The organism is Paenibacillus sinensis, from assembly GCF_019904155.1.
Taxonomy (GTDB): Bacteria; Bacillota; Bacilli; order Paenibacillales; family Paenibacillaceae; genus Paenibacillus_AQ; species Paenibacillus_AQ sinensis.
This window is the reverse complement of record NZ_JAHCMB010000043.1, coordinates 1-20,190: the sequence shown is the minus strand read 5'-3', so window position 1 is coordinate 20,190 and position 20,190 is coordinate 1. Positions and strand designations below refer to the sequence as shown.

Genomic DNA, 20,190 nt, shown 5'->3' with positions numbered 1-20,190 from the left:
ATAGAGGAGCTGGAGCAAGTGGCAAGTGTAATATTACAGCGTACCCGCAAAAAAAGGCTGGAAGCGGGGCATCCGTGGATCTATGCCAGCGAGGTGGAGACAGTCGAGGGTGAACCGTCCGCAGGGGGTCTGGTCGAGGTTCTGAACCATCAGCGCAAATATTTGGCGACCGGTTACTATAACCCGGCGTCGCAGATTCGGATTCGTGTCGTATCTCACCGCCCTGTCGAAGATATGGACACAGCCTTCTTCGAGGAGCGCTTCGCCCGCTGCCTGAAGCATCGCGAGCGGTTTCTGCCCGGAGAGACGGCCTACCGGCTCGTGTATGGGGAAGCGGATTTTTTACCGGGTCTGATCGTCGACCGCTTCGGCGATGTGCTCGTCGTGCAGCTGCTGACGCTCGGCATGGATCTTCGCCGGGAGCAAATCGTCGAAGCGCTGGTGCGGGTTGTCCAGCCGAAGGGCATCTATGAGCGCAGCGACGTGACGGTGCGGGAGCTGGAGGGACTGGAGCAGAAGACAGGCCTCCTGTACGGTGAAGCCCCTCGCCATGTTACGGTAACAGAGAACGGGCTTAAGGTAATCGTCGATATCGAGCAGGGTCAGAAGACCGGTTACTTCTTCGACCAGCGGGAGAACCGCGCATCGATCGCGCCGCTCATGACCGGCTGGGGAAGCCGCAGCGGCATTGCCCTTCAGGAAATCGAAGGAAAGGATGGCGTACGCCGGACGGTGCCTGTCAACAAGAGCGGCAAGGAGGTCAGCTTCCCGTACTGGGACGGGGCGACCGTGCTGGAATGCTTCTCGCATACGGGCAGCTTCACGCTGAACGCCTGCAAATACGGCGCGAAGAAGGTTACTTGTCTTGACGTCTCTGCCCATGCGATCGAGAGCGCGAAGGCGAATGTGGAGCTGAACGGATTTGGCGACCGGGTGGAGTTCGTCGTGGACGATGCGTTCCAATACCTGCGGAACCAGGTCAAGGGACTTGAGGAGCGCAGCGAGCGGGCTTCAGCAGTCGAGACGGACGGCAGCGGGCGGAAAAAGGCGGCGAAGCCCGACACCTCGAAGCCGATGACGGCCGGAGGCGGGCGCACCTGGGATGTTGTCATCCTCGATCCGCCGGCCTTCGCCAAGACAAAAGGCGCGGTCAAAGGCGCCTGCCGGGGCTACAAGGACATTAACCTGCACGGCATGAAGCTGGTCAATGAAGGCGGCTATCTCGTGACGGCGAGCTGCTCGTACCATATGCGTCCCGAGCTGTTCCTTCAGACCATCGCCGAAGCCGCCGAAGACGCGGGCAAGACGCTCCGGCTGATTGAGTGGCGGGCCGCAGGCAAGGATCATCCGCAAATTCTCGGCGTGGACGAAGGCCATTACTTGAAATTTGCCATTTTTGAAGTGACCACGAAATAATCCAGCAGAAATGAAATCGCCGGAAGAGATCATCGGAAACGCCAACGGGTCACTGGAATAAGTAATAATAGAATATAGAGAAAATCGGTGAGAGACGATTATAGCCCTCTCTTCCCGCATGTATCCGGCTGCCGTCCGAACAGGAACGGCGGCCTTTTGTTTGTGCATTTTCGAAGATCAACGCCCGATGATTCAAGATGTTATATCGCTTCTGGGAATGGCCGTCCGATGGTAACATGGGGATGAGGCAGAGGACGCCTAAATCGGAATAAAAAGGCGGGATCATCATCCTGCCGCGAGGGAAGAGGGGAAGTTAGTCATGCTGTACAGAGAGGGGAAAATCACCGTTCGGCGTTTAGAGAACCGGGACCGGGGACATCTAGCCGATTGGCTGTCGGATTCCCGGGTGCTCGAATGGTATGAGGGCAGAGATAACCCGTTTGATCCGGTGAAGGTGGACGCCGCTTTTTTCAAAAAAGATGAAACGACCCGATGCTTGGCCGAGTATGAAGAGCAGGCCGTCGGGTACATCCAGTTCTATCCCCTGGCCGGCGAAGAAAAGCGGATATACGGTTATACCAGCGAGAATGTCTGGGGAATCGACCAGTTTATCGGGGAGCCGGAATGCTGGAACCGGGGGATCGGCACGATGCTTGTCTCCTCCATGGTTCGTTACCTGATGTCCAGGGCAAATGCCGAGCGGATTGTGACGGACCCCCGGACGATTAATGACAGAGCAATTCGATGCTATGAAAAATGCGGCTTCCGCAAGATCAGAATGCTGCCGGAGCGCGAATGGCATGAGGGTCGTTACCAGGATTGCTGGCTGATGGAGTTCCGGCCCTGAAGGGGACCTGTCCGGGCAGCTGGCTTTTGCGGCACAATCCGCTAATCCCTGGAAGCTCTGCAAACGTATGTTCCGATGAAGGCGGTTTGTGCTATAATGTTAGGATGATATGGAACGGGAGGAGTTAAGAGTATTATGCCGGTAACGTTACTGATCGGCCGTTCGGGAAGCGGCAAAACGACAACGATCCGGGAGGCGATAGCCCGGGAACTGCGGAAGGACCCGCTAGGCGCTCCGATTATTCAGATTGTGCCGGAGCAAGGCTCTTTCACGGCAGAGCGGGGGCTGCTTCGGGATGGAGGGGTAAGGGGGAGTCTGCGGGCGCAGACCCTGAGCTTTCCGCGCCTGTCCTACCGGGTGAAGCAGGAGACCGGGGGAAGAGGCGGTGTGCCGATCGGAGACGAAGGCAAGAAGATGCTACTCTATAAAATACTCAGCCGGCGCCGGGATGAGCTGAAGCTCTTTGGCGCTTCCTACGACCGGCCCGGCTTCGTGGACCGGCTCAGCTCTCTGCATGCGGAGCTGAAGCGCTGCTGCCATGGAGCCTGCGATCTGGAGGATCAGCTGGGCCAGCTTCAGGAAATGTCCGCCGGTAGTCCGATTCTCGGGAGCAAGCTGGAGGATCTGAGTCTGGTGTTCTCCGATCTTGAGAAGGCGATGGAGAATCTGTATATCGATGAAGAGGACCGGCTGGAGGAATTGACGGAGCTGATTCCTTCTTCGTCATTCGTTCGCGGTTCATCGGTCTACGTGGACGGCTTCCGGGGATTCACCGCGCGGGAGCTGACCGTGCTTCGCCAGCTGATGCTGCATGCCGCGGATGTGACGGTTGCATTGACGATGGACCGCCCGCTCCCTCCCGGGGGACGGCCGGGCGAGCTCGAATTGTTCCACTCCTCCGCCTTGGCTTATATCAAGCTAAGAGGAATGGCGGCGGAACTGGGACTTGAGGTCAGGGATGAAGTTCTGGCTCCGTCTATGCCGCCCCGTTTCGCGGAATCACCGGTGCTTGCGCATCTGGAGCGCGGGTTCGACCGTCGGCAGGTCTACCGGGGAACGCAGCCGGCGGAAGACGCGATTGCGATCACGGCGGCGGCCAACAAACGGGCCGAACTGGAAGGAGCACTGCGCGAGATGAGAAGGCTGGCGCGGGAGGAAGGGGCCAAGTACGGTGAAATGGCCGTCTTTGTCCGCAGCCTGGACGACTATGATCATCTGGCGGCGCCCTTGTTCCGCGATTACGGCGTTCCCTTCTTCATGGACCGCAAGGAGGGAGAGCTGCATCATCCTCTGGTGGAGTTTATCCGCTCTTCGCTTGATATCATCCGCCGCCGCTGGCGGTATGAGGATGTATTCCGCTGCATCAAGACGGATTTTCTGCTGCCGGAGGACCGCAGTCTGACCCGGGGCGATATGGATATTCTGGAGAATTATGTTCTGGCCTGCGGTATTCAAGGAACGCGCTGGACCGATAAAAATTACGAGTGGCGAGGCATTCCGAGCCTGTCTCTGGAGGAAGGCGGCCGGTCAGACGGCCGCATGCTGCCGCTGATGGAGAAATGCCGGGAAGCGGTGACCGCACCGCTCATGGCATTCGAGAAGGCGGTCAGAAGAAGCAAGACCGGCCTGGATTTATGCAGAGCGGTCTTTGGGCTTCTGGACCGGACTGAGGCGGCGCGGAGACTCGAAGACATGAGCGTTACCGCCCTTGAAGAGGGAAGAACGCTGGCGGCGCGTGAGCACCGTCAGCTGTGGGGAGCGGTGCTGGACCTGCTGGACCAGATCGTGGAGATGATGGGCGAGGAGACGGTGAGCTTCGACCTGTTCGCCGGCATTCTGGAGACGGGACTTTCCGGGCTGCGGATGGGTCTTGTTCCGCCTTCTCTGGATCAGGTGCTGCTTGGAACGATGGATCGGACCCGGGTTACCGGCATCAAATATGCCTTTCTGCTCGGTTTCAACGAAGGTGTCGTTCCGGCCCTTGCGCAGGAGGACGGCATTCTGTCCGAAGCGGAGCGCGCCGTTCTGGGGGAAGGCGGCATGGAGCTGTCTCCCGGAGCCTCCCGGCAGATGCTGGACGAACGCTTCCTGATCTATACCGCCCTGACTTCGTCTTCACGGCGGCTGTGGATCAGCTACGCCGCCGCGGACGACGAAGGCAAGAGTCTGCTGCCTTCCGAGATCATTCGGCATGTACGCCGGATGTACCCTGGTCTGCCTGAGCATCATCTTCCGGGTGTGCCGGTATCGGCTCCGGAAGATGTTCATCATGGATTCATCGGGCAGCCGGAACAGAGTCTGAGGATGCTCATTTTGCAGCTCCGGGAATGGAAGCAGGGACGGGAAATCCCCGCCATCTGGTGGGATGTGTATAACTGGTTCACGGAGAGCGAGGAATGGCGGCCCAAGCTTATGACGCTTACGGGCTCGCTGTTCTACCGGAATCCGGGGCTGCCCCTGCGCAAGGGGACCAGCCTCCGTCTGTACGGAGGCACGACGCTTCGGGGAAGCGTCTCGCGGATGGAGAAGTTCGTCTCCTGCCCGTTCTCCCACTTCGCGTCCTACGGGCTTCGCCTGAAGGACCGGCAGCTGTACAAGCTCCAGGCTCCCGATATCGGGCAGCTGTTCCATGCTGCCCTCAGCAGCATGGGATCGGATCTGCAGAAGCAGGGAAGAAGCTGGGGAAGCCTTACGCCGGAGGAATGCGTGAAGGAGGCCGGCCAGACGGTGGACAGGCTGGCGCCGATGCTTCAGGGTGAAATTCTGCGAAGCTCGAAGCGCTATGCGTACATTGCCCGCAAGCTTAAGAACATCGTCAGCCGCGCCTCTGTCATTTTGGGCGAGCACTCCCGCCGGGGCAGCTTCGATACCGCTTTTCTGGAGCTGGATTTCGGTCCTGACAAGCCTCTTCCGCCGCTGCGGGTGGAGCTTCCGAACGGCTGCCTCATGGAGGTTGTGGGACGGATCGACCGTGTCGATACGGCGGAAGGCGAGAACGGGATTCTGCTTCGCGTGATTGACTATAAGTCGAGCCGCAAGGACCTGAAGCTGCATGAAGTGTATTATGGGCTCTCTCTTCAGATGCTGACCTATCTCGATGTGCTGCTGACTTACGCCGAGGAATGGCTGGGGGAGAAAGCCTATCCCGCAGGCACTCTTTATTTTCATGTTCATAACCCGCTGCTGTCCTCGTCCAACGGAATGGGCAGGGAGGAAGCGCAGCAGGAGCTGCTCAAGCGGTTCAAGATGAAAGGTCTGCTGGTGGCTGACCGCGACATCGTATCGCTGATGGACACAACGCTTGACAAGGGGCATTCCAGCATAGTGCCAGTTGCGCTGAAGAGCGACGGCAGCTTCTACAGCAGCGCTTCTGTGGCAACGCCGGAGCAGTGGGATCGGCTGCTGGGCTCGGTAAGGGGAACGATTACGGAAATCGGAACGCGGATTACGGAAGGCGACACGGCGATCATGCCCTACCGGATTCAGCAGGAGACCGCCTGCACGTTCTGCTCCTACCGGGCTGTGTGCCAGTTTGACGAGACTGTGGAAGGCAATGCCTACAAGCTGCTGGGCAAGCCCGGCAAAGACGCCGTATGGGAGATGCTCTCCCGCGGTAAGGAAGGAGGACAAGAGTCGTGAGCATGAACATGCCGGCCAAGCCGGAAGGAAGCATCTGGAGCGACGACCAGTGGCGGGCGATCGCCGAGAGCGGAGACGATATTCTGGTCGCTGCAGCTGCCGGATCGGGTAAGACGGCCGTGCTCGTCGAGCGCATTATCCGCAAAATCCGGGATGAGAGCAGCGGCTTCAGCGTAGATCGTCTGCTGGTGGCTACGTTCACCAAGGCGGCTGCGGCCGAAATGCGGCAGCGAATCCGGGAAGCGCTGGACAAAGAGCTGGAGGTCAATCCGGATAACGGACATCTGCAGCGCCAGCTGGCGCTGCTCGGCAGGGCTTCCATCACGACGCTGCACTCCTTCTGTCTGGATGTTATCCGCCGTTATTACCAGCAGATTCCGCTCGACCCGGGATTCCGCATCCTGAACGAGCATGAGGCGGAAATCATGCGCCAGGAGTTGCTGGAAGAGTTATTTGAGGAGAAGTATGAGGAAGCCGGAGAGGATGGCGTATTCGTCCAGCTGGCGGATTGGTTCAGCGGAGAGCGGAGCGACGATGCCGTGCATGCGCTTGTTCAGCGGCTGCATGATTTCGCGCGAAGCCATCCATGGCCGGAGGAATGGCTGAGGGGGACGGCGGAAGCCTTCTTCGCGCCGGATACGGACAGCCTGTCCCGGACGGAATGGGTGAGCAGCATTCTGGAAGAGTCAAGGCTCTCGCTGGCTGGAGCCGTCAGCCAACTGAAGCGGGGACTGCAAATTTCGCTGCAGCCCGGAGGACCGGCGCCCTACGCCGACAATATGGAGGCCGATCTGGCGCTCGTCGAGGAGCTGCTCCAGGCTGTCAATGAACGGCCGTGGGCCGGGCTGCACGAGCTGTTCAAGAACGCCGCTTTCGGCAAGCTGAAGCCATGCAAGAAGGATTCTGCCGATCCCGTTCTTCAGGAGACAGTCAAGGGGCTTCGAGACGAGGTCAAGAATACGGTCTCCGATCTCCGGGATTCCCTCTTCGGCCGTCCGGCCGAAACCTTCCTCCAGGAGCTGCATGAGGCGGCTCCGCTGATGAAGGAGCTGGCGGAGACCGTGATCCGGTTCGGAGACCGCTACAGAGAAGAAAAGGCTGCTAAAGGTCTTGTCGATTTCAGCGACCTGGAGCACTACTGCCTGAAGATTCTGCGCCACGAAGACTCGAAGCCCGGCCAGCCTCTTCCTTCCGACGCCGCCATGGAATACCGCTCGCAGTTTGAAGAGGTGCTGCTGGACGAGTATCAGGACACGAACAGCGTGCAGGAGGAGATTGTCCGGCTCATTTCCCGCGAAGAACCGGGCAACCGGTTTATGGTCGGCGATATGAAGCAGAGCATCTACCGCTTCCGTCTCGCGGAGCCGGGGCTGTTCCTCGACAAGTACCGCAGCTACGGCAGGAAAGGAGCGGCAGCAGCGGGGGATGCACAGAGCGATACTCAGGGAGGATTCCAGAGCGAACCTTGGACCGGGCCTGCGGCAGGCGATTTCCCGGACTTGGCGGAGGCCGGTCCCGCACAAAGTGCAGAGCAGAACGGAAACCCGGCTGCAGGACCCACTGATGGAGCAGGCTCTGGTGGCATCGTCATCGATCTGTCGCGGAACTTCCGCAGCCGAATGGAGGTCGTGAACGCCGTTAACATGGTGTTCCGCCAGATCATGAACAAGACGGTGGCCGAAATCGCCTATGATGAACGCGCGGAGCTTGTGTACGGCGCGAACTTTCCGGGAGCGGCGGAGAAGGGGCCGGATTTGAGCTATTCACCGGAGCTGCTGCTGATTGACAGAGGCGGCGCCAAAGCTCCGCCCGAGGAAGTAAGCGGCGATAGCGAAGGAGAAAATGGCGACAGCGAGCTGGCCGAGAGCGAGACGGCGCAGCTGGAAGCCCGGGCCGTAGCCCGGCGCATTGCCTTGATGACGGGCAGAGACGGCGGGGAGCCCCTGTATATCTATGACAAGGGTCTCAAGGCCATGCGCCCGGTCAGCTATGGAGACATCGTCATTCTGCTGCGCTCGGCAAGCCTGTGGGCGCCGCTGATGACTGAGGAGCTGCGGCTGGAGGGCATTCCGGCTTACGGCGACCAGAGCCGGGGTTATTTTCAGGCCATGGAAGTTGAAGTGGTTCTATCCCTGCTGAAGGTGGTGGACAACCCCCGGCAGGATATTCCGCTGGCGGCGGTTCTGCGTTCCCCCGTAGTTGGTCTGACAGAGGAAGAACTGGCGAAGGTCCGGTTGTGTCGCGAAGGCTCTTTCTATGACGCGGTAATCGCGGCAGCATCCGGCATAGGAGAAGCGGCTGAGGATGAAGACGTTCAGAGCTTTGGCGGCAGCGTGGCCGGACAAGATGCTGGCATCGCCGCTGCCCCTGGAAGCGACAGATTTGACAGCTGGAGCGGTCAAGGCGGGGAAGATCCGGCTTCTTCTTCAGTATGGGAGAACATGCCGATTGACGAAAGCATGCCGCCTGTCAGCGAAGAAACGGCTGCTGCTGCCGAAAGAGCTTCCGATGAGGCATTTGCCGAAGCTGCTAAAGCGTCCGCGCAGCCGCCTGCTGTATCCGCAAGGCTTCAGGATAAGCTACGCCGATTCCTGATCATGCTTCACAGCTGGCGGGATGAAGCCCGGCAGGGAGAAGCCGGCGGGTTGATCTGGCGCATTTATCGGGAGAGCGGCTATCTGGAATGGGTCGGCGGTCTTCCCGGCGGGGCTGGACGCCAGAGCAATCTGAAGGCTCTCTACGACCGGGCCGTGCAGTTCGAGAACGATACCGCTTCCCGCGGGCTGTTCCGCTTCCTGGTCTATATTTCCCGGCTACGCGAGAATGGCGGGGATCTCGGGGCTTCCGGCGGAAGCGGCGAGGAAGGGGACGGCGTGCGGATCATGACGATCCACAAGAGCAAGGGTCTGGAATTCCCGGTCGTCTTCATTGCCGGCATGTCCAAGAACTTCAACCGGCAGGATCTGTATGCGCCGTTTCTGATGCACAAGGAGCTGGGCTTCGGTCCCCGGTTCCTGGAACGCGAGACCCGGGTCAGCTATCCGACGCTTCCTTATCTCGCCATCGGACGCCGTTCGCGGCTGGAGCTTCTGGCGGAGGAAATGCGTGTCTTGTATGTCGCACTGACCCGGCCGAGGGATAAAATGATTCTGGTCGGCACGGTCCGCGATCTAGCGGGCCGGGCAAGCGCATGGATGTCTGCGGCGAGCGGGAATGAAGAGCTGCTGCCGGATCATCTGTTGGCCCGGGGCCGCAGCTACCTGGATTGGCTCGGACCGGCGCTGATCCTTCATCCCGGCGCGGCGCTTCTTCGCAAGATTGCCGGAAGGGAAGGCGCGGAACCGGTTCAGCTTAGAGGAGATGTCTCCAACTGGAGCATCGGTGTCTTCGCCTCTTCGGAACTGGAGAACATGTCGCACGCAGTCCGGCTGGAAGAAGAAGCGCAGGAAGCACGGGCTGAGGCCCTGCAGGCTGTGAAGAAGGGCAGACCGGTGACGGCGCTGACCGATGGTTCCGAATGGGCGGCGGAGGCGCTGTCCTGGAGCTACCCGTATGAGCGAGAGTCGCTTATTCCGGCCAAAACTTCGGTCACGGAACTGAAATCGCTGCTGACGCTGCAGAACGAGCCTTCCTACGATCTGCTGGAAGACGATTTGGAGACCCATGTTGAACAGAGTGGAAGTGCCGGCAGCAGCAATCTTCATCTGCGCCGGCCGAGGTTTATGGAGCAGCGGGGGGTTACACCGGCTGAACGCGGGACGGCCTATCATACCCTAATGCAGCATATTCCGCTTGACGGAGTTATTGATTCCATGATCGTCCGGGATACGCTGGAACGGCTGCGGCAGCTTAGCATCCTGACAGAGGAACAGGCTGCGGCGGTCGATCTTGCGGCAGCATCAGACTTTTTCGCTCACCCGCTTGGCGGCCGGCTTCTCAAGGCTTCGTGGGCCAGAAGAGAAATGCCGTTCAGCTATATGGTTCCGGCTTCGGAGGCTTATAGCGGTCTGCTCTCTTATGCCGATTCGGCGGACAGCGATCTGTTCTCCTTGAACGGTGAAAGGGATGTGCTGATCCAGGGGGTGATCGACTGCCTGTTCCGAGAGGACGGCCGTCTGATCCTGCTGGATTACAAGAGCGACGCCGTTCTGGAGCATAAGGGCGGAATAGAGGCGCTGCGCGAGAAGTACCGGTTCCAGCTGACGCTCTATTCGAAGGCGCTGTCCGACATCCTTGGCGAGGAAGTCGCGGAGGCGTGGCTGTATTTCTTCGATGGAAGCCAGGCAGTGCAGGTGATGTAAGCAGCGGTGGATCAGCAACAGTAAATCAACAGCATAGCAACATAGCAGCATAACGGCATAACAGCACAAGCACCCGCCAGAGGACCGGCGGTTTAGTTAAAGACGCCCATGCGGGCGGGAAAGAGGCGGAGCATGCGGATTTTGCATACGGGCGACTGGCATTTTGGCCGTACGCTTGAGGGGAGAAGCAGACAGAAGGAGCAGGAGGATTTCGTCGACGAGCTGGTAAGCATCGCCGAGGAGGAGAGGATCGATCTCGTCATGATGGCGGGGGATGTCTACGATTCCGTCAATCCTCCGGCTGCGGCGGAGCAACTGTTCTATGAAGCCGCTTCACGGCTTGCCGTAAGCGGAAGACAGCTGGTGGTCATCGCGGGCAATCATGACCAGCCCGAGCGGGTGGCCTCGGTGACGCCGCTTGTCTCGGGCCACGGCATTTCGCTGGTGGGCCTGCCCGCCGGCGATCCGGTGACGATTGCCGTTCCCCGGACCGGGGAGACGGCGGTTATCGCGGCGCTGCCTTATCCATCGGAAGCGCGGCTCGGAGAGCTGCTGGCGGAAGACAGCGAAGAGAACGGCCTGCGCCTGGCTTACAGCCAGCGCGTCGCGCGGCTGATGAAGCATCTGTCCCGCGATTTCTCACCCCGCACCGTCAATCTCGCCATGAGCCATATTTATGTGCTGGGCGGTGTGGAGAGTGATTCCGAGCGTCCAATTCAGGTGGGGGGCGCCTACACGGTCGATCCTTCAGCTCTTGCTTGCGGAGCCCAGTACACGGCTCTCGGACATCTTCACCGTCCCCAGAAGGTGAAGGGGGAAGGCGTCATCCGGTACAGCGGCTCTCCGCTCGCCTACAGCTTCTCCGAAGCCGGGCAGGCCAAATCCGTGACGCTGCTGGATCTTGCACCGGGAGCGAATGCGGAGCCGCAGGAGATTCTTCTGCGCTCCGGGCGGCCGCTCGTCGAGTGGAATTGTACCGGGGGACTGGAAGAGGTCTACCGGCTGCTCGATGAAGGCTGCGATCCGGGAGCTTTTATCGATCTCCGCATCCGCCTGAACGAGGCGATGTCCGCGGCGGATATTCAGCGGCTGCGGAAAGCGCGGGAGGGGATCGTACATATCCGCCCGGTGTATCCCGAAATGGAGCGGGAGCTTGAGGCCTCGCTTCGTTCGCGGATGCCGGTGCAGGAGCTGTTCAAGAAATTTTACCAGCGGCAGACGGGCGGAGCCGAGCCCGAGGAAGAACTTGTTCAACTGTTTCTGGAGCTGGCGCAGGAAGACAGCGGCGAGCGGGAAGGAGAGGAGAACGCATGAAGCCGGTACTGCTGAAAGTAAGCGGGTTGCAGAGCTACCGCGAAACTCAGGAAATCGATTTTACAGCGTTGTGCGAAACTGGATTGTTCGGGATATTCGGCCCGACGGGCAGCGGCAAGTCAAGCCTGCTTGACGCGATCACGCTGGCCATGTACGGCAAGGTGGAACGCGCGGCAGGCGGTACGCAGGGCATTATGAATCATTCCGAGGACACGTTATCCGTCTCCTTCACGTTCGAGCTGTCGTCCCAGGGAGGCAGCAGCCGCTTCCGGGTGGAGCGCCGCTTCAAACGGACGGGAGAGCAGACCGTCAGCAATACGGTCAGCCGTTTCGTGGAAATCGGCGAGGATGGGGAGACGGTGCTCGCGGACAAGCTGGCCGAAGTAACCCGCTGTGTCGAGGATAAAATCGGGCTGAAAATGGACGACTTCACGCGCGCGGTCGTTCTTCCCCAAGGCAAATTCGCCGAGTTCCTCTCTCTGCGGGGAGCGGATAGACGGCAGATGCTGCAGCGCCTCTTCCATCTGGAGCAGTACGGCGACCAGCTGGCGATCAAGCTGAGCCGCCGCGTCAAGGAGAACGAGGCGGCGCTCCGGGCGCTGGAGGCGGAGCAGCAGGGCCTTGGCAGCGCGCGGCGCGAAGATGTGCAGGCCGCCGAGGAACGCCTGGCGGAAGCTGTGAAGACGGCGGCCGCCTGCCGTAAGCGGCTGGATGCAGCGCGCCTCCGTTCGGAGCGCTATGCGCGAATCCGCGAGCTGCAGCAGGAGCGGACCGAGCAGGAAGCAAGGCTGCGGGGACTTCAGGCTCAGGAGCCGGAGATCGCCGCGCTGGAGGCGCGTCTGCTGCGCGGGGACGAAGCGGCCAAGCTCGCGCCGGCCCTGAAGGCATGGAGGAGCGCCGACGAAGCGTGGCGCACCCGTCTTGCAGCGGCGGAGCGTCTCGAAGCCGCGCTCGAAGATTCCCGGCGCGAGGCCGTCGCCTCGGCGGAGGCCGAGCGGCAGGCGCTCGAGGCGCTGGCCGCCGAGGAGCCGGCGCTGCGGGAGCGGGAGGGCCGGCTGCGCCAGGCCCTGGAGCTGGAAGCCGAGCTTGCGGAGCTTCGGCGGGAGCTGGCGGCGCTGGAGGAGCGCCGCGCATTGGCTTCGCGCGGCCTGGAGGAAGCGGCCGCGAAGCTCAGCCGGGAGCGGGGGCTGTTGGCCCTTGGCCAACAGCGGCAGCAGGAGCTGCAGCGCAGCCTGCTGCCGCTTGCCGTCCGCTCCCAGGACCGGCAGGCTCTGCAGGATGCCATGCAGAGCCTGCAAGCCCTGCGCGCCGCCGAGTCGCAGGCGGAGCAGGCGGCGCGCGAACGCGCCGAGCGCGCCTCTGCGCTCGCGGCGCAGCGGAGCCGCCTCGCGGAGGCCGAGGCGGCGGCTTCGCAGCTGGCGGCGCGGCGGAGCGCCGCCGCCCGGGAGGCCGCCCTGCACCTGGAGGCGGCGGCCTCCGCGGAAGAGAGAGCCGCCGGACTGGCCGGGCGGCTCGAGACGGCGCGCGGCGGGCTGCAGGCCGCGCTCCGGGAGCGGGAGCTGCACCGGCTGTCGCTGGCGCTGGCCCGCGAGCTGCGGGACGGGACGCCCTGCCCCGTCTGCGGAAGTCAGCATCATCCGGCTCCCGCCCTGCCGGATGAGAATGATGAGGACGCGGCGGCGGAGGAGAAGCTCCGGGAAGCTGAGGCGCTGGCCGCGCGGGTGTCCGACCTCCGCGCCGCGCTGCGGAGCCTTAAGGAGCAGGACCGCGTCTGGATGGAGCAGGCCTACGGCGAGATGGCTTCCGCGGTCCCGGCTGCGGCGGCCTCCGAAGCTGCAGCCGCCGGGGCATTGGCCGCCTATGGATCGGCAGCCCTGCCCGCGAACCCGCTGCCGGAGTCATCGGCTGCGGAGCCATTCTCCGGTCCGGGGAGCGCCGCTTCCGGTGCGCCGGAGTCATCGCTTGCTGGCCGGGCTGGCTTGTCCGGGGAGCAAGACGTCGCTGGGGAGCTGGAGGCGCTGATGACCGGCCTGAAAGAGCGCTCGGGAACGCTCCGTGCCGAGGCGTCCTCTCACCGGGAGGAAGAGCGGCGCGTTCAGCAGGAGGCGCTGAAGGAAGCGGCGGCGGTTGAAGCCGGGCACGGCTGGGAGGCGCAGACAGCCCTCCGGGAGGAGGAACTTCACCGGAAGCTGGCTGAGCTGCGCGGCGACTGGCAGCTCCGCTTCCCGCAGCTCGCGCCGGGGGAAGCGGAGGCTGCCTACCGGGAGCTTCAGCGCAAGGACGAGGAAGCTGAGGACATTCGGAGTCGGCTGGAAGTCAGCGTGAAGTTTCTTGACGAGAAGAATGCCTCAATCCAGAGCCTTCAGGAGGAGATATCCGGGCTTGACCGGGAGCTTGCGGGCTTGACGGCCCAGCTCGGAGGCAAGCAGGAGCTTCGGGCGGAGAAGGAGCGCCGTCTGGGCGAGTGGACGGAAGGGCGTCCGGCCCGTGAGCTGCTAACTGAATGCGAACGCCGCATTCAGCAGCTTCAGACCGGTGCCGAGGAAGGCCGGCGCCGGAGCCGCGAAGCGTCCGAGCGGGCTCAGCGCGAGGCGCAGGAGGCGGCGATATCCCGGCAGGCTGCCGATTCCGCGCGCGAGCATGCCGAGGCTGCGGAGCGGAACTGGGAGGCAGGTCTGACTGCCTCGCCGTTTGGCACTGCCGCCGAAGCGGAAGCGGCGGGTGTCGGGGCCGGGGAGCGGGAAGCGGCGGCCGCGCGTATCAAGGCGCACCGCGACGGAGAAGCCGAGGTGACGCTTCAGCTGCGGAATCTTGAAGAGAAGCTGGACGGAGCGGCGCTATCCGAAGCGGAATGGGCGGAGAGCGAGGAAGAGCTTCGCCGCTGCAAGGAAGAGGATGAACAGGCGCTTCAAAGCAGAGCACGGAACGAACGGGATCTGGAGGATGTGAAGACGAGGCATGTGCGCTTCAGCGAGCTGGAGAAGGAGCGCTCCGGGTATGAGGAACTGCACAGCCGGTTGTCCAAGCTGCAATCCTGTCTAAGAGGCAACGCCTTTGTCGAGTACATGGCGGAGGAGCAGCTTATGCAGGTATGCCAGGCGGCATCCCAGCGCCTCCGGTTTCTGAGCGGCCAGCGCTACGCGCTGGAGGTCGATTCGGGCGGCGGCTTCGTGATCCGGGATGACGGCAACGGCGGGGTCAAGCGGCCCGTATCCACCCTGTCGGGAGGCGAAACGTTCCTGACTTCACTCTCCCTCGCGCTTGCCCTGTCCGCCCAGATTCAGCTTCGGGGGCAGTACCCGCTTCAGTTCTTTTTCCTGGACGAAGGCTTCGGCACGCTGGACCCCGAGCTTCTGGACACGGTCATTACTTCGCTGGAGAAGCTGCACAACGATCATCTGTCGGTTGGGATCATCAGCCATGTGCCTGAGCTTCGGGCAAGACTGGCCCGCAAGCTGGTTGTCGTGCCTGCTCAGCCGGGAGGTATGGGCTCCAGAATCCTTATGGAAAAAAATTAAAATGGACAAGGGGGTTGTGATAACTGTCACAGAGACACCCACACCCCCCTGTTATAATACAGTTAAGCCGACATCATTTGAAACACCTCGGCGGACGTATGACAGGGAAACATTTCCTTTTCATACGTCCGCCGCCGAATCAGCTGTATAAGCTGTGAAGGGTGTTTCTTTTTTTGTCTTTTTTTAATAGTGAAGAATACAGCGGCGTTCCGCTTAACAGCGGGCGTCAATTCCCGGCAACACCCGGCGTACTCAAGAATGCTGCAGAGCCGGAGCCTTGTGTGTCCCGATATTTGATCGCAGCTGTTTATAGTACAGATAACCGGAGATCCGAATTTTGTGTCCCTTCAGTTGATGATAACTGTAAATAGTACAGATAACCGGTCACAAGTATCACGGATGGACTGTTATATATGCTGTGTGGGTACAGAAGGACTCGGAAACTACGGCTCCAGGAACCTTGGGGTCAGCTGAGGCAGTCTCCTTTCGAAAACCTTGGATTTCCTGTATGATGAAAGACATGACGGCATACTGCCGGCGGATGAACATGTGACTATATAGTATAGGAGGAATTGTGGGTATGGAGACCATTTTCAGCAAAATAATCGAAGGCAGCATTCCCTGCAACAAGGTGTTTGAGAACGAACGGATTCTGGCGTTTTACGATATCGAGCCCGCGGCGCCGGTGCATGTGCTCATCATTCCGAAGAAGCCGATTCCTTCCATGAATGAGGTCGCTCCCGAGGATTTGCCGCTGATCGGGGAGATACACAGCGTAGCGCAGCAGATCGCCAAGGATCTAGGCATCGCGGAGACCGGCTACCGGCTGATCAATAACTGCGGACCGGACAGCGGACAAGCCGTTCCGCATCTGCACTATCATCTGGTTGGCGGAGCGAAACTTGGCGCACTGATCGGCGGCTCGACTTCCCACGCGTAAATAGGCGAGTCTTTTCGATTATTTTCAAAAAGAATGGTCATAAGGTTGACACCTTCTTTCCGTTTCACCTATAATGAAATTTGATGAACCGTGTTATGCTCTTGGACGGTCTGGTCGGAGGGAGGGAAAACTGGTGTCTGAAACGAAAGTTCGCAAAAACGAGACAATTGATGCTGCACTTCGTCGCTTTAAACGTTCCATCGCTAAAGATGGCGTCTTGGCTGAGGTGAAGAAACGCAAGCATTATGAAAAGCCAAGCGTTAAGCGCAAGAAAAAGTCCGAGGCTGCTCGTAAGAGAAAGTTTTAGGAGGATCACCCAAGCATGAATCTTAGCGAACGATTGAACGAAGATATGAAGCAAGCGATGAAGAGTAAGGACAAGTTCAAACTCTCCACGATTCGAATGGTTCGTTCCACGATAAAGAATCTTGAAATAGATTTGAAGAGAACATTAGACGACAACGAAGTGCTTGATATCCTTAGTCGTGAAATCAAACAGCGCAAAGATGCCCTCCAAGAATTTGAAAAAGCGGGTCGAGACGAGCTTGCTGCAAGTAATAAAGCAGAAATCGAGATTATTCAGGAATACCTTCCCGAACAGCTTTCCGAAGAAGAAATTAAGGTTATTGTACAGCAGACCATCCAGGAAACCGGTGCTTCTTCGAAAACTGATATGGGCAAGGTAATGAGCGCGCTGATGCCGAAAGTCAAAGGTCGTGCCGATGGTAAACTCGTGAACCAGGCGGTTCAGCAATTTCTGCAATAATATAAGGTAAACACCTCTTCTTATGGAGAGGTGTTTTTCTTTTGGATTAGAATGTACATACTCGCGCTTCTACATGGCGCCCTGGACGTTTATCCTTGTAAAGGGTGAAACGGAAGCAGGGATTATTCGTATACTAACGTATAGGCTTCAAGTAATACGAATAGCTTCAAGATATGCTAAGGTGACAGGAGGGAAGAGTAGTGACGCAATTGCGGAAAGCCGCGCTCGCCATCTGGGCGCTGCTCCTGCTGCTGCTTCTGCCGCTGGGAGGCACGGCTTTGGCATCCTCGTCCGGGAATGCCGAAGCCAGCAGCTCGAAGGAAGGCGCTGTATTTATTCTGCCTGTGGATCAGGAGATCGAGAGGGGACTGGAGAAGTTCCTGAAGCGCGGATTTGAGGAGGCGGAGCGGTACGGAGCCTCGCTGATCGTATTGGAGATTGATACACCGGGGGGACTGGTGTCGGCAGCGGAGGATATCGGAACGATGGTTCGGGAGAGCCAGATACCTACGCTTGCTTTTATCAATGGAGATGCCGCTTCAGCCGGAAGCTATATCGCGCTGAATGCGAACAAGATCGTCATGAAGCCGGGAAGCATGATCGGGTCAGCTTCACTTGTAGACGGCAGCGGCAACAAGATTGAAGACGCCAAGCTGGTGTCGTTCTGGAAATCGAAAATGGCGGGAGCCGCCGCATTGAATGGGCGCGACCCTGACATTGCAGCCGGGATGACGGATGCCAATCTGGCCTTCGACAAGCCGGATCTTGGCGTACACAAGACCAAGGGTGAGATTATCGCTCTCACGAGCGAACAGGCGCTGAAGGCCGGCTATGCGGATGCCGTTAAGGATTCGCCGGAAGCGGCCGCCGAGTGGATGGGCTACAAGACCAATGATGTCTTCCGTGTGGAGCATACGGGCGCAGAGAAGATGTCGGAGTTTCTGACGCATCCGGTCGTCATGACGATTCTGCTCTTTGTCGGCATTGCGGGAGTGGTCATCGAGCTGATGGTTCCGGGCTTTGGTGTGCCCGGCATTCTGGGAACAATAGCTTTTGTGCTGTATTTCTTCGGGAACTACGTGGCGGGCTTCGCCGGTTCCGAGGTATGGCTGCTCTTTATTCTCGGACTGGTCATGATGGTGCTTGAGCTGTTTGTCCCCAGCTTTGGCATTCTCGGCGTTCTGGGATCGATCAGCCTTGTGGCCGGTGTCGTGCGGGCGGCATATAGCTTCACGCATGCCCTGTTCAGTCTGGGCATCGCTTTTGGCGCAGCTATCGTGGTAATCATTCTGGTCGGGGTCGCCTTCAAAGAGCGGGGAATCTGGAACCGTTTTATCTTGAGTGACAGCCTTAGCAAGGAACGGGGCTTTGTACCTGTTCGGGAGAAGCTTGAGCTTATGGGCATGCCGGGAATAAGCCTGACCCCGCTTCGCCCTGCCGGAACTGCGATGATCGCGGACGAACGCGTGGATGTCGTGACCGAGGGCGGCTTCATCGGGATCAACCGGCCTATATCAGTTGTTAAGGTGGAAGGTTCGCGAATTGTAGTGAAGGAAGCCGGCGAATAAGGTAAACTGTGGTAGTGGATTTGAACGACCAATCTTGAAGCAACACCTATTTTGAAGACAGAAAGGATCGATGTCTAACATGGAAGCATCTCTCATTACCGTCTTGCTGATCGCGGTCGTCGTGATCATCGTGCTAAGCGTCTTTCTCAGCTTCTTCCCGGTCATGCTGTGGATTTCGGCGCTGGCCTCCGGTGTCCGAATCGGCATTATCACGCTTGTTGCAATGCGGCTGCGCCGCGTTACGCCAAGCCGGATCGTCAATCCGCTGATCAAGGCGACCAAGGCGGGACTTGGTCTGAACATCAATCAGCTCGAAAGCCACTATTTGGCCGGCGGTAACGTCGACCGGGTTGTTAACGCCCTGATCGCCGCCCAGCGCGCCGATATTCCGCTTGAGTTCACCCGCGCAGCGGCCATTGATCTGGCCGGACGCGATGTGCTCCAGGCGGTGCAGATGAGCGTAAATCCCCGCGTCATTGAGACGCCGACCGTTGCGGCAGTTGCCCGCGACGGGATTGAAGTCAAGGTTAAAGCGCGGGTGACCGTGCGCGCCAACATCGACCGTCTCGTCGGCGGTGCCGGTGAAGAGACGATTATCGCCCGCGTCGGTGAGGGTATTGTCACGACGGTCGGTTCGAGTAATTCGCACAAGGACGTGCTGGAGAATCCCGATTCGATTTCCCGGACCGTGCTTTCGAAGGGACTGGATGCGGGAACGGCGTTTGAAATTCTCTCGATCGATATTGCGGATGTCGATGTAGGCAAGAATATCGGCGCCTATTTGCAGACAGAGCAGGCGGAAGCCGACAAACGGATCGCCCAGGCAAAGGCCGAGGAACGCAGAGCGATGGCCGTCGCTCAGGAGCAGGAGATGAAGGCCCGCGTTGTCGAGATGAAGGCGCTGGTCGTCGAATCCGAATCCCAGGTCCCGCTTGCGATGGCGGAGGCTCTCCGGGGTGGCCAAATCGGCGTAATGGATTATATGAACCTCAAAAATATCGAAGCCGACACCCAGATGCGCGGCTCTCTTGGCAAGCTGAACGACTCGGACGGCGACGGAACGAAGAGGGAAAAGTAATGCGTGCCAGCCTGGCAAGGGGAGGTGAAGCCCTGTGAGTTGGCTCTATATCGTCGCGGTCATTATCTTCGCGATTATTTCGAATGCGAATAAAGCTGGTAAACGCAAAAAAGGAAACACACGCCAGGGCGGCATGCCTTCCTTCGGCAGCGGTCCGGATGAGAATTCCCGCCGTCCGAACGGGAACGCGGGTCAGGAACAGCCCCGGGAAGCCCGGGGAAGCGGGTTCCCGCAGCCTTCGGAATCTTCTTCTCCGTACAGGGAAGAACGGAGCGCAGAGGATAGCCGTGAGGCATCCGCTCCTGCGTTCCCTGAGCCTGCGCTCTATCCGTCTCCCGACTACGATACAGGTGAAGGGATGTCGATGGAGCAGCCAGAGGAGGACGGTGTGGAAGTCCGGCAGGAGCGGATGCGCCGCGAGCTGCAGCGCGTCCATAAGGAATTGGACCGTATCTCGAGTATGGCTGGAGGCGGAACAGGACCGAAATCGGACGTGGACGTTCCCTCATCGTCCATACCATCCCACTCCGCCGTATCACCTGCGGATCTTCGGCAAGGTCTGATCTGGGCGGAGATTCTCGGTCCGCCCCGTTCACGCAAACCACTGAACACGCGGCGATAATGCGTGCGTCTCAGCCATTTATGAAAGACGTTCAAAGTAAACAGGAGCACACCTGGTATTCGCAGGTCTTTTTCCTAGTGTAGGAGAAAAAGGCCGGAGTACAAGGCAATGTCATTAAGTTTAGCTCAAAGACAAGAACGACAATAGAAATTGGAACCAAAACGGCATGGGAATGAGTCCT

General features: G+C 59.6%; 12 protein-coding genes. All 12 read left to right on the top strand.

The genetic code is table 11. From position 1 onward, the window contains the following. Positions 1 to 18 precede the first annotated feature (18 nt). Entirely contained in the window at positions 19 to 1,416 is a 1,398-nt protein-coding gene (locus KIH86_RS04200) for a class I SAM-dependent rRNA methyltransferase (RefSeq protein WP_223083834.1), read from the top strand. Between the two features lie 319 nt (positions 1,417 to 1,735). Continuing rightward, positions 1,736 to 2,263, top strand: coding sequence for a GNAT family N-acetyltransferase (locus KIH86_RS04195; RefSeq protein ID WP_223083833.1), 528 nt, complete (start codon positions 1,736 to 1,738; stop codon positions 2,261 to 2,263). Between the two features lie 135 nt (positions 2,264 to 2,398). After that, the gene (gene addB, locus KIH86_RS04190; RefSeq protein WP_223083832.1) at positions 2,399 to 5,902 is read left to right on the top strand and encodes a helicase-exonuclease AddAB subunit AddB; all 3,504 of its coding nucleotides are present in this window, start codon (positions 2,399 to 2,401) and stop codon (positions 5,900 to 5,902) included. A 2-nt stretch (positions 5,903 to 5,904) separates the two neighbouring features. Continuing rightward, positions 5,905 to 10,203, top strand: a complete 4,299-nt coding sequence (locus KIH86_RS04185; RefSeq protein ID WP_223084023.1) for a UvrD-helicase domain-containing protein — start codon at positions 5,905 to 5,907, stop codon at positions 10,201 to 10,203. A gap of 132 nt (positions 10,204 to 10,335) precedes the next feature. Then, complete coding sequence (locus KIH86_RS04180) at positions 10,336 to 11,517, top strand: exonuclease SbcCD subunit D (protein WP_223083831.1); 1,182 nt, start codon at positions 10,336 to 10,338, stop codon at positions 11,515 to 11,517. Further along, positions 11,514 to 15,035 (top strand): AAA family ATPase, encoded by a 3,522-nt coding sequence (locus tag KIH86_RS04175; protein ID WP_223083830.1) that lies wholly within the window; start codon positions 11,514 to 11,516, stop codon positions 15,033 to 15,035. The genes KIH86_RS04180 and KIH86_RS04175 overlap by 4 nt, the downstream gene beginning before the upstream one ends. A 580-nt stretch (positions 15,036 to 15,615) precedes the next feature. Next, positions 15,616 to 15,975 carry a histidine triad nucleotide-binding protein gene (locus KIH86_RS04170; protein WP_223083829.1) on the top strand — a complete coding sequence of 120 codons (360 nt, stop codon included), beginning with the start codon at positions 15,616 to 15,618 and terminating at the stop codon, positions 15,973 to 15,975. A gap of 133 nt (positions 15,976 to 16,108) precedes the next feature. Then, entirely contained in the window at positions 16,109 to 16,282 is a 174-nt protein-coding gene (gene rpsU / locus KIH86_RS04165) for a 30S ribosomal protein S21 (protein WP_005547957.1), read from the top strand. Positions 16,283 to 16,297: 15 nt separating this feature from the next. Further along, complete coding sequence (locus KIH86_RS04160) at positions 16,298 to 16,741, top strand: GatB/YqeY domain-containing protein (protein ID WP_223083828.1); 444 nt, start codon at positions 16,298 to 16,300, stop codon at positions 16,739 to 16,741. A gap of 200 nt (positions 16,742 to 16,941) precedes the next feature. Beyond that, a complete protein-coding gene (locus KIH86_RS04155) occupies positions 16,942 to 18,309 on the top strand; it encodes an NfeD family protein (protein WP_223083827.1) in 1,368 nt (455 codons plus the stop codon). Between the two features lie 79 nt (positions 18,310 to 18,388). After that, complete coding sequence (gene floA / locus KIH86_RS04150) at positions 18,389 to 19,387, top strand: flotillin-like protein FloA (protein ID WP_223083826.1); 999 nt, start codon at positions 18,389 to 18,391, stop codon at positions 19,385 to 19,387. Positions 19,388 to 19,421: 34 nt separating this feature from the next. Then, entirely contained in the window at positions 19,422 to 20,009 is a 588-nt protein-coding gene (locus KIH86_RS04145) for a hypothetical protein (protein ID WP_223083825.1), read from the top strand. Positions 20,010 to 20,190: the final 181 nt, after the last annotated feature.